This is a genomic window from Pantoea phytostimulans, assembly GCF_046118715.1.
Lineage (GTDB): Bacteria > Pseudomonadota > Gammaproteobacteria > Enterobacterales > Enterobacteriaceae > Pantoea > Pantoea phytostimulans.
The window spans coordinates 90611-104940 of sequence record NZ_CP173701.1 but is presented as its reverse complement, the minus strand read 5'-3'; the positions used below and the strand labels follow the sequence as shown (position 1 = coordinate 104940).

The 14330-nt window shown below is 47.5% G+C and carries 14 protein-coding genes and 1 pseudogene; 9 read left to right on the top strand and 6 right to left on the bottom strand.

Annotated elements, in window-relative coordinates; all coding sequences use genetic code 11:
- Positions 1–119 precede the first annotated feature (119 nt).
- The 6 genes and pseudogenes from ACF2G4_RS22910 to ACF2G4_RS22885 all read right to left on the bottom strand — a co-directional run bounded on the left by ACF2G4_RS22910 (position 120) and on the right by ACF2G4_RS22885 (position 4845).
- Complete coding sequence (locus ACF2G4_RS22910) at positions 120–1346, bottom strand: DUF3500 domain-containing protein (RefSeq protein WP_409076612.1); 1227 nt, start codon at positions 1344–1346, stop codon at positions 120–122.
- Positions 1347–1361: 15 nt separating this feature from the next.
- On the bottom strand, positions 1362–2219 hold the full coding sequence (locus ACF2G4_RS22905) for a fumarylacetoacetate hydrolase family protein (protein WP_409076611.1): 858 nt from the start codon (positions 2217–2219) through the stop codon (positions 1362–1364).
- A 29-nt stretch (positions 2220–2248) separates the two neighbouring features.
- Positions 2249–2626: a nuclear transport factor 2 family protein gene (locus tag ACF2G4_RS22900; protein ID WP_409076610.1), complete on the bottom strand. Its 378-nt coding sequence runs from the start codon at positions 2624–2626 to the stop codon at positions 2249–2251.
- A 17-nt stretch (positions 2627–2643) separates the two neighbouring features.
- Positions 2644–3426, bottom strand: a complete 783-nt coding sequence (locus ACF2G4_RS22895; RefSeq protein WP_215845096.1) for an SDR family oxidoreductase — start codon at positions 3424–3426, stop codon at positions 2644–2646.
- Positions 3427–4259: 833 nt separating this feature from the next.
- Positions 4260–4394: pseudogene (locus ACF2G4_RS22890) on the bottom strand (gluconate permease); the annotation flags it as partial.
- Between the two features lie 190 nt (positions 4395–4584).
- Positions 4585–4845: a hypothetical protein gene (locus tag ACF2G4_RS22885; protein WP_409076609.1), complete on the bottom strand. Its 261-nt coding sequence runs from the start codon at positions 4843–4845 to the stop codon at positions 4585–4587.
- A 340-nt stretch (positions 4846–5185) separates the two neighbouring features.
- Here ACF2G4_RS22885 and ACF2G4_RS22880 point away from each other — a divergent pair, with 340 nt between their 5' ends.
- The 9 genes from ACF2G4_RS22880 (at position 5186) to ACF2G4_RS22840 (ending at position 14277) form a co-directional block, all read left to right on the top strand.
- The gene (locus tag ACF2G4_RS22880; RefSeq protein WP_409076608.1) at positions 5186–6121 is read left to right on the top strand and encodes a LysR family transcriptional regulator; all 936 of its coding nucleotides are present in this window, start codon (positions 5186–5188) and stop codon (positions 6119–6121) included.
- A 222-nt stretch (positions 6122–6343) separates the two neighbouring features.
- Entirely contained in the window at positions 6344–7531 is a 1188-nt protein-coding gene (locus tag ACF2G4_RS22875; RefSeq protein WP_409076607.1) for a CaiB/BaiF CoA transferase family protein, read from the top strand.
- Positions 7528–8511 carry a hydroxymethylglutaryl-CoA lyase gene (locus tag ACF2G4_RS22870; protein ID WP_409076606.1) on the top strand — a complete coding sequence of 328 codons (984 nt, stop codon included), beginning with the start codon at positions 7528–7530 and terminating at the stop codon, positions 8509–8511. Before ACF2G4_RS22875 ends, ACF2G4_RS22870 begins: the two co-directional genes overlap by 4 nt.
- Positions 8508–8906 (top strand): VOC family protein, encoded by a 399-nt coding sequence (locus tag ACF2G4_RS22865; protein ID WP_409076605.1) that lies wholly within the window; start codon positions 8508–8510, stop codon positions 8904–8906. The genes ACF2G4_RS22870 and ACF2G4_RS22865 overlap by 4 nt, the downstream gene beginning before the upstream one ends.
- Positions 8907–9848 (top strand): D-2-hydroxyacid dehydrogenase, encoded by a 942-nt coding sequence (locus ACF2G4_RS22860; RefSeq protein WP_409076604.1) that lies wholly within the window; start codon positions 8907–8909, stop codon positions 9846–9848.
- Positions 9849–9915: 67 nt separating this feature from the next.
- Positions 9916–11262, top strand: coding sequence for a C4-dicarboxylate transporter DctA (gene dctA, locus ACF2G4_RS22855; RefSeq protein ID WP_409076603.1), 1347 nt, complete (start codon positions 9916–9918; stop codon positions 11260–11262).
- A 244-nt stretch (positions 11263–11506) separates the two neighbouring features.
- Complete coding sequence (locus tag ACF2G4_RS22850) at positions 11507–12502, top strand: SMP-30/gluconolactonase/LRE family protein (protein WP_409076602.1); 996 nt, start codon at positions 11507–11509, stop codon at positions 12500–12502.
- Positions 12503–12576: 74 nt separating this feature from the next.
- Positions 12577–13842: an MFS transporter gene (locus ACF2G4_RS22845; RefSeq protein ID WP_409076601.1), complete on the top strand. Its 1266-nt coding sequence runs from the start codon at positions 12577–12579 to the stop codon at positions 13840–13842.
- A gap of 246 nt (positions 13843–14088) precedes the next feature.
- Entirely contained in the window at positions 14089–14277 is a 189-nt protein-coding gene (locus tag ACF2G4_RS22840) for a hypothetical protein (RefSeq protein WP_409076600.1), read from the top strand.
- Positions 14278–14330 lie beyond the last annotated feature (53 nt).

Sequence of the window (14330 nt, the reverse complement as noted above, 5' to 3'; positions counted from 1 at the left end):
TAGGGTTTTTAGGCGCAGCGAAGCCTTCCGCTTCATCAGGAAGCAGTCAACAAACGCTGTGGATTACCCGGGCAAAACGACGTCACCCGGTACGACGGAAATTCAGGCTTTGCAGCCTGTTATTGCTTCTGATATTGCATCAGCAAGGCCTTGCCGTAATCGTTACCGTTCGGGATGCGGGTGATGGTATGAATATGAAAGCGTGCTGGCTCTTCATTGGTAAGCCACATGCCGCTGTGATGATCGAATTCCAGTAATACCACTGGGCTTTGAATGCGGTAATAAAACACGTCGTCATTGCCGCAACCGCCGATCCAGCTCCACCAGGTTGACTCCAAGTGCTGCTCAATCTGTTTGAGACGAGCCTCACGCGGTCCGTCAGGTAAAAAATCGAGAAAAACGCGAATGGTTTCCATCAAACTGGCGCGCTGTGATGCGTTAAATTCTGCTGCGCAAATGCCCTCCAGCGGTATAACGCGATTATCCTGGAATGCGCCGCCCAAGTGTCGCTGATCGGCAAAGTTGAAACGCTCTGGAGGCATCAGCGGATCTTCCATCTGCTGATAAAGGGTTGCTCGCGCCTGCTGATCCGGGTTGAGGGATTGCATCAATGCCAGACCACGCTGCTCCTCTTCGGTGAACAGCACGCAGTCAGTGTCATCACCGCGCGCAATGACGTTTGGCTCTACACCCATAAATATGGGGGCGATAACCAGTTGCCGCCCTATGATAAAGCAGCAAAACGCCACATGATGGCCATAGATATTCCAGCCCCAGGGCTGCGTAGCAGACGGCTCCCCGAAGAGCATAAAGTGAAAACTCCAGCGGTTCATGATATTGGTGAGGTCGTAAAGTTCGCCCAGAAAATGATTAGCATCCATCAGCTGCTGCACTTTGATAAAACCCCGTTCACTGGTGCAACTGCGTAACAGCTTCAGGAAGGCTTCACGGGTTGCTGTTGAGGTTTCTTCAAGCCGTACGCCGTAATCATTAAACGGGATTTCAGGATTGTACCAGGCGCGCCACTGTTTGGCCTCTATAGGGTAACACGCCTCTATCTGCACCTCAGGCGCCAGGGTTTGTAAAAGAGCCTGGGCGGCGGCAACAGCATTTTCAACGGCAAAGCCCTCATCCTGCAGGCGATAAAGATCGGGTTGGATTTCACCGTTGCTGGTAATGCCGCGAAAGGTTTCATCCAGCATCGCCTGCCAGTGTGCTTTCAATTTTTGCGCTTTATCGGTTGCAAGCATGCGTTCGCCATAAGTATGCACGTCGACGCCACGAGCAAGACCAATACGATGCGCATCCGCTGGCATTAAGTAATCACGAAAATTTCGGCTGGTCATAACATCCTCCGGCGATTAAGAGTGAGCGGCTTCTGCCACCACACGATTTTCTATATGGCCCAGGCCTTCTATCTCCAGCCGCATGACATCGCCGGGTTGCAGGAAGCGGCCTGTTGGTGCGCCAATGCCCGAAGGTGTGCCGGTAGCAAGAATATCGCCCGGCTCAAGCGTCATCACCGTTGAGAGGTATTCTATTTGCGCATAGATGTCGTAAATCATGTCGCCGCTGCCGGAATGCTGACGCAGCTCTCCGTTCACATAGAGTTTCATATCCAGATTAAGCGGATCGGGAATTTCGTCTGCGGTTGTGAGCCAGGGACCTGTTGGGCCATGAGTATCGAAGGATTTACCCAAGGTGAAGGTGGGTGATTTGTGTAACCAGTCTCGGGCTGATACATCATTCACGATAAGGTAACCCGCAATGACTGCAGCCGCATCGCTGACTTTGACGTGACGACAGCGTTTACCAATCACGACGCCCAGCTCAATTTCATAATCCATTTTATCGCTGACATCAGGCTTTACGACTGGCGAAAATGGACCGTTTATGCAGGATACCTGCTTGTTGAACCACATCTGACTTTCAGGGATCGTTATGCCAGCCAGTCGGGCTTCATCCGCATGTTTACGGTAATTCATGCCAATCCCGAGAAATTTCTGCGCATCCTGTACTGGCGCTTCTAACTGAACCTCTGACAGTGGAAAAGCCGGTTCGCTGGTTTCTTCAAGCACTCTCCTCAGCTGCGGCAAATCAGTAATCAGCTGTCGCATTGATTCAGACACACCCGACACAGCGGAGAGATCGATTACCCGATCGTTAATGACTTTGCCAATACGCGTATAACCCTGCTCCGTAAAACGTACCAGTTTCATGCTGTTCTCCTTTATTGAATAAGTAGCCTTTACGACTGATAAGGGGTCAGTTGAGAGAGAACGATCTGCCAGCCCTGCGGCATACGTCGCAGTACCAGTGTGGAGAAGCCAAACCGTACTTTTTCCTCGCCCGTTTCCAGCAGCCGAACGGTGTTACGAGTATTGCCGGTGAGGATGGCAATATTGCCCTCCAGACGAATTTCAGGGGTAGCGCGTGAAATGGCGATAAATCCACCCATGCGTTCAATATGTGTCAAAAGTTGCTGCTTGTTATGCACCATGCCGGTGCTGTGAATGTGGACAAGATCCTCTGCCAGTAAACGTTCCAGTAAAACCAGGTCGGGCCGCGTTAAGGCCTGCTGGCGCTGCTGTTCGAATTCAAGCAGCTCGCTAAATTGCGGTTTCATTATCTACATCACCTCCATTAAATCAGGCCGTCGTAAGAACCACCGTCGAGTTGCAGATTCTGGCCCGAGATAAAAGAGGCTTGCTGACTGCATAAAAAAGCGCAGGCGGCACCAAATTCCTGCGGCGAGCCATAACGCCTTGCGGCAATAGATTGCACATTGCGCAAGCGAGCCTCTTCACGACTGATACCCTCTTTCGCGATTAAACGCTGAAGCATAAATTCCTGCCGGGGCGTATCAATCCGCTCAGGTAACAGGTTGTTAATCGTGACATTGTCTTTCGCCACGTCCTGACTGATGGCTTTACATATTGCCGTTAGTGCGGTGCGCGCTGAGGTTGATAACCCCATCATGTAATGTGGCGATTTCACCATGGCGGAGGTGATGTTAACGATGCGGCCAAAGCCCCGGGCCTGCATACCCGGAAGCCAGGCACGTATCAGCTGAACGGCGGGAATAAAATTGGCTTCCATTGCATTGCGTAAAGCATCCTCGCTCCAGTCAGATAACGCACCAGGCTGAGGCCCGGCATTATTCGTGACCAGAATGTCTACTTGCTGTAATGAAGAAATGATTTTTTCCCTTCCCAAAGATGTCGTTAGATCCGCAGCTATATAACTGACGACCGTTTTTGGATTATTAAGGCGAAGCCGTTGCACAACGCTTTGCAGTTTGCTTTCATCACGCCCGTTTAAAATGATGTGTACGTTTTCTGCCGCTAATGCCTGAGCACAGGCCAGTCCCAGCCCCTGCGATGAAGCACAGACAAATGCGATCTTGTTTTCTATGCCTAAGTCCATGATTACTCCGTTATTTAGCGAATTCTTCAGGGTTATTTCAATCACTGAACTTTTTGGTGTGCAGCCCTATTCAGCCTCGCGTTACTTGATATTAGATATATCTGTTATTGCGATATGTCTAGATATTGCGCCTCTCTGAGAGCGAAAACTCAGAAGTCGGTCACGGATCGTTAACAGGAAAAATAGGGGGGATCAGGCGTTGTTTTGAAGAGGGTTAGGCAGTCTCTGTGGAAAAGGGACTGGATAGCAAAAACAGCTATTTGGTCAGGTAGGATGAAGTTCTCAGTGGTGTGAGCAATTATCTGTGCCTTTTTTACAGCGGCACTTGGCGGTAAATTTGACGAGAAAGATATGGTGGGTTTTTAACTTTCTTGGGAAGAATTTACAGGTGAAATTAATACGTGATTTATGCCCATCTCATTTTTGAATGTCACTTTCTATGCTGGCTTCTGAAAAGAAAAGGGCAATAAGGTCATCCAGCAATGCAGTGTTGCGGATGCCATGATGGGCTTACAGCTTCTCAGCGGCAAGCGTGGGACGAAACCAGCGTAATTTTCGCGTCGCGACGCCGGCTGCGCTTTGCAGGCCAGAAAGATATCCGTATCTCCGAACACGACATTATCGCTTTGGGCTGAGAATCAAAGTACGCGTAATGTAATATATAAAATAACTAATCAGTATGACCATGCTCAGGCCTACAACTGAGTTTATCAGCTCCAGTAAACCCCAGGTTTTAAATATGACTTTCATCGATATACCGAAGATTTATTTGTTGCACCCACAACGGTAGTTATATCCAGTTTCATAAAAAGAATGTTGGCTTTCTTCGTAATCTACATAACCAGCGGCATAGCGATAAGAAATGCGACTTCATAAAACATCGCGAGGCCAAATATCACACCGATAAAGATCAGGCCCACAGAAAGAAAACGCGTGCCGCAGTGGCGGATAACCATATCAGCTATTTGCTTGCTGGCACCTGGTTACGTCATAAACTTACCGATGAACGCACCAGATATAACGAGCAGCGCCAGATGCTCCATAATATTGCCAATACCTTACTGTAATGTAGAGACAATTTTTTCCAATGGAGTGCCTACTGCCACAGCAACAAATATCTAGGCAATAAACAGCGAGAAAACATCATGAAATTTATATTTAATATTGAGTGCGACCAGAAACGCAATACCTGCCAGCATCTAAAAAAGTAATAAGAAAGGGGATGTGATGTTCCTTAACTATTTTATAGGTATTTTTATTTTTAGATAAAACAAGATAGCGGGAGGAGGTCAGTTCAGTTGGCCTTTGACTGACCGTAATCGGTAAATTATTGAGAGTTTTTACGCTCGAACAGGATAAGCGACGACGATAATTGTCAAGAAAATGCCCCTTTTGGCCTTGAGTGATATGATGGGGCATTTCTACCTCATTAATTCTCAAGGTCCATTCTGCATCGTCTGGTGTTCCATCTTGATGCTCATCATGGTCTTCAGTTATAGATGCATAGGGGATCTAACTTCAGGTGGGATAGTCTTGAGGTTATTCAGGATTGCTCGAACGTAACTTCGATTGCTTATCATTATGTCACAACGTTTTTACGTTGTTCCTCACTTTAGACCCGTGTTGTAATCTTGTGCACGAAAAGTGCGTTTTATTCTTGATAAGCGTGAGAGGTATTAGTCCCCCCGATCTAAGCCATCAACATGGTTCACATGATGTTATGTTCATAAACGTGCTGCTATCCTGAGCTCATTATTGTGTGAGTTTTATTTTCATAGTGATTAAGGTCAACGCGACGGTGAATACAGGAAATTTTGATCTTCAGTCGTTAAGGCTTTTTCTGCTGGCTGCCGAAGCAGGTAGCCTGACTAAAGCAGCAAGCCAGTCAAACATCACCCTGTCTGCTGCGAGCAAACGTATCGCTGAACTGGAAAAGAATTTTGAGTGTCGTCTTTTCATCAGACTACCTAGGGGGCTTGAACTTACAGCTGCAGGGCAGGGGGTAGTCAGACATGCACGCAAAGTGCTCGATAACGTCAATCAGATGGCCAGTGAGATGATTGATTATTCTTCTGGTGTATTAGGCCACATTCGTGTTGCTGCCAATGTTTCAGCTGTGATTCAGTTTCTGCCGAACGATCTTGCACGATTTCATCAACAACATCCCAGATTACGTATTCTCCTTGAAGAAGCATTAAGTGAAGACATTGTTGATCAGGTCGATTCAGGCAGAATCGACATTGGGATCTTCGCAGATAATGTCGCAGCTTCAGGCATTCGGACATTTCCTTATCGGTATGATCGGTTAGTTCTGTTGGTGCCATCAGGACATCCTCTGGCGCATCTGACCTCTGTCAGCTTCTGCGAAACGCTGGGTTATGATTATGTTGGCCTGAATCAGGGCAGTTCACTACTTAGACGTATATCGGATGCTGCAATCAGCTCAGGTAAAATCCTTAGGGTCAATATTCAGGTCACCAGCTTTGATGCACTTTGCCGTATGATCCAGGAAGGGCATGGAATTGGTATTTTACCCTCTGGAGCGATCAGCCAAACCTTACATGGCCAGAAACTTATTGCCATCTCCCTTAACGATTCTTGGGCTCATCGAACGCTTAAGATCGGGATTCACGCTGAAAATACTCTTCAACCTGAATCAGAAAAGCTGTTGCGTTTTTTGCGTTCCGTCAAATAAATGATATCCCCTTTATGTGATGAGCATCACCAAAACAGAAAGGAGGTTAACCGTACCTTCAAATAAAACTCATTAATATCATTGCTTAGAATGGTTATTTGAGCATTCCTTCACACCCACCCTTTCCCTATTGGAAAGGGTGGGTGAATAAAAGGAAATTTTCATTTACCTCTGTCGGGTTAATGCTTCTTCCATATGGCAATTATGGTTAAGGGGAGAAGTATGTCATTACCTTTAGAAGGCTTGAGGGTTATAGAAATGGGGCAGCTGATAGCGGGTCCTATGGCTGGCCGCATGCTCGCCGAATTTGGTGCGGATGTCATTAAAATTGAACCGCCTGGGAAAGGCGATCCTTTACGTAAATGGCGGATGCTGCATGATGGAACATCCGTATGGTGGGCGGCACAGTCCCGAAATAAACGTTCGCTCACGTTAGATCTTCGGCAGGAAGATGGCCAAAACATTGCACGTTCCCTGCTAAAAGATGCGGACGTATTAATTGAAAACTTTCGGCCCGGTACCTTGGAAAAATGGGGCCTTAGCTGGGAAACACTTCACGAACTGAATCCACGTCTGGTCGTTCTCAGCGTATCAGGATATGGACAGACAGGACCTTATCGCGATCGCCCCGGTTTTGGTGTTATCGGTGAAGCTATGGGTGGACTGCGTCATCTTTCAGGTGAACTGGGCAGGACACCTGTGAGAGTTGGTATTTCCATTGGAGACTCTCTCTCAGCCTTGCATGGTGTCATTGGCGTGCTCCTTGCTTTACGGCATCGTGACGCCGTTGATGAAGGACAACAAATTGATGTGGCTCTGTATGAGTCGGTATTCAATATGATGGAAAGTCTCATCCCCGAATACTCCGTTTTCGACCACATCCGTCAGCCGGCTGGCAGCAGCTTGCCTGGCATTGCCCCAACAAATGCTTACCGCTGCAGGGATGGAAAATATGCCCTGATAGCCGGCAATGGCGACTCAATTTTCCTGCGTCTGATGGAAATCATTAACCGTCCCGACCTCGCTGGTGATCCGGAGCTTGCACATAATGATGGACGCGTCAGGCAAGTTGAAATGCTTGATAGCGCAATCAGTGACTGGACCTCACAGCGAAGTCTCACGGAAGTGCTAGCGTCGCTCCATGTAGGTGGGATTCCGGCAGGTAAGATCTATGATGCCGCTGACATCGCTAATGATCCGCATTATCAAGCCCGCGATATGCTGCTTAAAGAGCAATTACCTGATGGCACATCCGTGCTGCTACCCGGGATAGTACCAAAATTGCTGGCGACGCCCGGTACGTTGCGAAGCCGCGCTCCAGAGTTGGGAGAACACACCGAAGAGGTCCTCAGGGAGTTAGGTATGAGTGAGGATGATCTTGAGAGACTAAAGCTAAAGGGGACAGTATGAGTTCAATTCAACCAGGCCAGGGAAAGCGCATTTTCATGCAGGAAGTTTGCCCACGCGACGGCCTGCAAAATGAAGCTGTTTTTGTAGAAACAGCAGATAAAATTGCATTGATTGATCGCTTGAGTCTTTGTGGTTTTGCGAAGGTAGAGGTGACTTCTTTCACTTCGCCAAAAGCGATTCCGGCTTTACGAGATGCAGAAGCGGTAATGAAAGGGATTCAAAAAGTTGCTGGTGTGGAATACAGCGTGCTGGTACCAAACATGCGTGGCGCTGAACGTGCAATAGCATGCAACATAGATGAAGCTAACCTGGTAATGTCCTGCAGTGAAAGTCATAACAATACCAATCTACGTATGGGACGAGAAGCTTCATTTAATCAGCTGAAGCAGGTTATTCGCGAGATCGAAGGCACATCCGTTGCGGTCAATGTGTCTCTGTCGGCTGCGTTTGGTTGCCCATTTGAAGGAAACGTGCCTGAAAAGGATGTGATGAGCTTAGTGGATCGATTTGCCGGTTTGGGGGTCAGAGGGGTAACACTTTGCGATACCACCGGTATGGCATATCCCACGCAGGTATTAAACCTTTGCCGTAACGTGAAAAAGTTTTTCCCTGCACTGGAAGTTACGCTCCATTTCCATGATACGCGTGGGCTCGCACTCGCGAATACAGTAGCAGCGTTGTCAGAAGGTATTGATCGCTTTGATTCATCTGCCGGAGGGCTGGGTGGATGCCCTTACGCACCTGGAGCCAGCGGCAATGTCTGCAGTGAAGACATGGTTCATATGCTCTCACTGATGGGTTTTGACACTCAGGTTAATCTCGCAGATCTAACTGGTATCTCACGCAGCCTGGCTTCTTTAATTGGTCATGAGGTGCACGGAAGTATCGTACGTGCTGGCCGTCGTGATGACTTGCATGCAATGCCCGAATCACTCGAGCAGAGTTTTAAAGGCTTTATCAAAGATGGAGTGAAAGCATGATTACGCATATCGATCATCTGGTTCTGACGACTCGTGACCTTGATGCCTGTATAGATTTTTATACCCAAGTACTGAACATGGAACTGATTAAGTTTGGTGACAACCGCGTGGCATTTTCTTTTGGTCAGCATAAAATCAACGTGCATGAGTACGGCTGCGAAATTGAGCCCAAAGCACACCTGCCAGTGCCAGGTTCCTTGGATATTTGTCTAATTAGTCACTCGTCGACAGAGCAGATAAAGCTTCATCTTGAGGCAACTCAGGTAGAAATTCTGGAAGAACCGGTTACGCGGACTGGCGCGTGCGGGCCAAATACCTCGTACTATCTTCGCGATCCCGATCTGAATCTTATCGAGATTTCTCATTACCAATCTTCCCATAAGACAGGTGGCTAAATGAAAATAGTTACCCTAGACGCAGGTACGCTACCTGTTGAGCTGTTAAAACCTGATTATTGTGATACATGGTTATATCGAACCAGCACCAAAGAGAACGAGCTCCTGGCTGCATTGGATAATGCGGAAGTCGTGATCACGAATAAGGTTCCTTTGCGTCGTGAAATCTTAGAAAAACTTCCTTCGCTGCGTTTTATCTGCGTGGCAGCTACAGGTTATGACTGTGTTGACGTCAGATATTGCCGTGAGAAAGGCGTCGCTGTCAGCAACGTCCCCGGATATTCAACGCGTAGCGTTTCAGAGGGGGTCATTGCATCAGTATTTGCACTGAGACGATGCCTGTTTGAATATAGCCACGTTTCGCGTCAGGAGTGGAGTGAGTCTGAAAATTTTTGCCTGCATAAAACGCCAATTCAAGATATTCAGGACGCAACGATCGGTGTCATCGGCCGAGGTGACATCGGGAGCACAGTGGGACGTATGGCCAAAGGCATTGGCATGAATGTGCTGTATGCGGAAAGGCCCGGACAAACTCAGGTACGAGGTGGCTATACGGAATTCAATGATGTCATCCGACAAAGCGATATTCTCACACTTCATTGCCCGCTCACACCGGAAACCCGTCATATCATCAATCACAGGGTACTTTCTGAAATGAAACCTGGAGCGATGATTATTAATACTGCCCGCGGACCACTCATCAATGAAGACGATCTGATTGTTGCACTTGAGTCAGGAATAATCGGCGGAGCAGCGCTTGACGTCTTAAGCCAAGAGCCGCCGCCGTCGGACAACAGGCTTTTAAAGGTAAAACATCCTAATCTCATCATCACACCTCATATTGCATGGGCGAGTGAGAGTGGCGTGAATAATTTAATTAAAGGTATTAACTATAATCTGGCCGGATATTTTGGCGGATCAATTAAAAATAGCGTTTTTTAAATATTATGGCGTGCTATGACGCGCCTTTTTTAACCCTACAAATGTACAACTTACCCGAGGATTCATTATGTCTCAGAACATCGCTGCCTCGAATATTTATAAAAAGAAATGGTATCAACATTTATATATACAGGTGATTATTGCCATTCTCATCGGGATAGGCATTGGTCATTATTACCCTAGTGTTGGTGTAGATCTTAAACCCCTTGGCGATACATTTATTAAGCTTATTCGTCTACTTATTGCACCCATTATTTTCTGTACGATAGTTAGCGGTATTGCCAGCATGAAAAACCTTAAGAGTGTAGGCCAGGTAGGGTGGCGTTCCTTGGTCTATTTTGAGGTACTGACTACTGTGGCACTGGTGATCGGACTCATAGGGGTGAACCTGTTAAAACCAGGTGCGGGAATGCATATCGATCCTGCATCGCTTGATGGAAGCGCGATTGCAGAATATACCAAGGCCGCCCATGAGCAAACTGTTACTGGCTTTCTGACCCACATTATTCCGGATACGGTATTTGGGGCGTTTGCAGAGGGCAACATACTCCAGGTATTGTTCATTTCGATACTGTTTGCATTCGGCCTGCAACTGCTCGGTGATATCGGGAAACCATTGCTGAACACCATAGACCTCATCTCTAAAACATTCTTCCGCATGCTCAAAATTGTCATGTACCTGGCTCCTTTAGGGGCAATGGGGGCAATGGCGTTTACCATCGGAAAATACGGTGTTGGGTCACTGTCATCATATGGTGCATTACTGGTCTGCTACTATCTGACCGGCTTCTTCTTCGTCTTCGTCGTATTGAATCTTGTGGCGAAACTGTTTGGATTTAGTCTGTGGCGTTTTCTCAAGTACATCCGCGAAGAGCTCGCCCTTGTCCTTGGAACGTCATCCTCTGAGTCAGCATTGCCGAGACTGATTACTAAGCTTGAGAAATTAGGTTGTGACAAACCAGTGGTTGGGCTCGTTGTGCCATCTGGTTACTGTTTTAATCTCGATGGCAGCTGCATCAACATGACTGTACTTGCGGTGTTCATCGCGCAAGCTTTGGATATCAATCTTACGATTGAACACCAGATATCCATGCTGATTATCCTGCTTCTGACATCAAAAGGTGCCGCAAGTGTGAGTGGAGGAGCGTTTATTACACTTGCCGCGACGTTAGGTTCAATGAACAGTGTTCCTGCTGCTGGGCTCGTGCTCGTACTGGGCGTCTACCGATTCATTTCTGAGGGAGGGGCGCTGATAAACGTCATAGGCAATGGTGTCGCAACAATTGCCATTTCCAGATGGAATGGCTCGCTGGATATGGAAAAGCTTCAGTCTGAGCTGGGAGGGAAGCAAGTGAAATCATCAATTAACGAACGCTACGCGGTCGCTAACGCGGTGCACAAAGACAACAGATAGAGTCTGAGCATTTGATTAAGGTTCATATTACTGTTCAGTGATATGAACCTTTTTTTTGGATAAAAGGTCATCCCTGGATGACAGCTCTTGGCTGAATAAAACGCTCTGATCTCAGCTTTCATCGCTTATTGAGCCAAGCCATAGCGCGGCAGATCACAAATCAGGAAGATCAAAAGTTAATCATGTTGAGCGATTTAATGCATTTTGTTATGTATACGTTAACGTAGTCGTTAAAGGTGCCGTTATGAGTCATGATTCTGTATCACTGAAGGAGCTGAAAGCCACTGGGAAACACCTGAATCGTCCTGAATGTGTGCTCGCGCACAGGTCTGGATACCTCTTTACATCTAGCTGGGAAGGCAATGGTGGGGTTTCAATCATTGCTCCTAACGGCGATACCCGAACGTTGTTGAATCAGTCTGACACAATACTCAGACCTAACGGTATTGCACTTGAGGCCGATGGAAACTTTCTTCTGGCTCACCTTGGGGAGAAAGTGGGGGGACTTTACAGGCTATTCCCTGATGGGCAGGTTGAACCGGTTCTGACACACATGGGCGCAATGCCGATTCCACCGTCTAATTTTCCAGTAAAAGACCAGAGCGGCAGGATCTGGTTAAGCATCTCTACTACTGTCATGCCCAGAGCTGTGGACTACCGAAAGCACGCTAATACCGGCTTTATCATTCTCATTGATAAGAATGGAGCACGTGTGGTAGCCGATCAACTGGGTTATGCGAACGAAGTTGTTATATCACCTGACCAGCAATATCTGTATGTGAACGAAACGTTTGCCCGTCGCTTATCGCGCTTCACTATTACACCTCATGGTGCACTAACAAACCGGGAGGTTGTGGCAGAGTTCGAAGCGGGTGATTTTCCAGACGGCTTAATCCTTGATAGTGAGAGCAACTTCTGGGTGACAAGCATCGTGTCCAACCGAGTGATTAAAATCGATCAAAAGGGAAACCGACATGTCGTTCTCGAAGATGCAGATGCTGAGCATCTGGAAATGGTCGAAAGAGCATGGCGTGAAGATGAAATGGGCAGGCCCCACCTTGATAACGCTCAGAGTAAATTGCTTGGCAATATTTCAAGCCTTGCATTTGGAGGGGATGGAATGAGAACAGCCTATCTTGGCTCATTGCTGGGTAAAGAAATATATCAATTTGATGCTGGAATATCAGGGATTGTCCCAGTCCACTACGATGCTGATATTAGCATCCACTTACGACGTTAGAACAATTCAGAAGAACGCATCCGTCTAAGATGGTGCATTACATAACTAAATGATTTGTCCCTACGAGAAAAATCATGAATAAAATGCGTTTTGTATTGATAGCCGTAGCGTTCTCGCTGACAGCTTTGCTTTATATTGACAGGATCGCCATCTCGGTGGCCAAGGAATCAATAACCAGCCATTTCTCATTAACTGATACGGAATTTGGCTGGGTATTGTCGATCTTCGCATTAGGATATGCCCTGTTCCAGGCACCCGCCGGTGCGATGGCTGATAAATGGGGGCCAAGGGTCATGCTGACGCTTTTTGTGTTGGTATGGTCAATTTTCACCGGACTCACTGGGATGGCATGGGGATTTGCTTCCTTGCTCATTTTTCGTTTTCTGTTTGGGCTGGCAGAAGCAGGGGCGTTTCCAACCTTTGCGAGAGCCATCTTTAGCTGGTTGCCTGCCGGTGAGCGAGGGCTAGCTCAGGGTATCAACCTTTCCGGCTCTCGTCTGGGGGCTGCTTTTGCCCTTCCATTCGTTGCCTGGCTCGTCACATCCGCGGGATGGAGAGAATCCTTTTATATCCTGAGCTGCGTAGGAATTGTCTGGGCGATAGGTTGGTATTTCTGGTTCCGTAACGATCCGGCTGAACATGCATCTATCTCCCCGCAGGAGCTGAAAGTCATCACTGCAGGAAGAGAGAGTAACGCACTGAGTGCAGGTGGCTCAGCAGGGCAGGATATGTCATTCCGCTCCCGAAATATGTGGCTGTTGATGGGCCAATATTTTTCCTCGAACTTCACTTTGTTCTTTGCAATGACCTGGCTTTACCCTTATCTGCATAAAACTTATTCCATGAGTCCGGTCATAACGGGCGTACTGGCTGGAGCCCCATTGGTTGCTGGCGCTATTGGAAACTGGGCTGGAGGCGGCGTTGTTGACCTGCTTTATCGTAGAGGTCATGGACTGAACTCCCGTAAGCTGCCAGCTATATTCGGTTTTTCGGTGGCCGCCGTGGGGATGTTTGGTTGCATGATGTCAACCTCTCCCTATGTGGCTGTTGCGTGGCTGTGTCTGGCCGTATTCGGTTCTGATATTTCCGTTCCAGCTGCCTGGGCCTACTGTATAGATGCTGGTGGTAAGTCTTCCGGGCAAGTCTCGGGTAAAATGAATATGGCTGGCAATCTTGGGTCCTTTGTCACCAGCCTCGCATTTCCTTACCTTGTGGCTTATTTCCATAGTACGCACCCCTTCTTCCTCGTCGCTATTGCTGTAGACCTCATAGCGATTCTGTTCTGGTTTAAGATAAATACGGGGCGAAGAGAAGCGAGGCTTAGCGCGCTTACCCGGTGAATCAGCCAGTGAAATATGAGAAGCCTGCATCTGATGCAGGCTTTTCTCCTACAATATTGGTTGTGATAGTCAAAGCAGGTTATTCCTGATTATGCTTGAATAATAATCGGGGTCACATTCCGACATTACTAAGCGACAGTTTTATCTAATCCTGTAGGGCTGATAAGTGTCGCGCTTAAAAAAGGACGGTTAGCGCTCTCTAAACGCCATAGCTACTCGAGATCATCTTTGAGATGGGAAGGCGCAGTGAGCATTTACGATAAGGAAAAATTTAACGACCATGAATATACGGTAACCGTTGATCGTCTGCGCAGCGATCTTATGGAAGCTATCCATGCCACATTCATTCAACGCTATGCCATTTTCTCAGGTTGTTTCGCTTTCTCTGTGCGCGTGAAAAGGGCAGAGTGGTATAAATACGGGTATGATTACTAAGTTTCATTAATTGCATACATGCTGCTGGATGAGCGCCCGTTTTATCAGGCGCT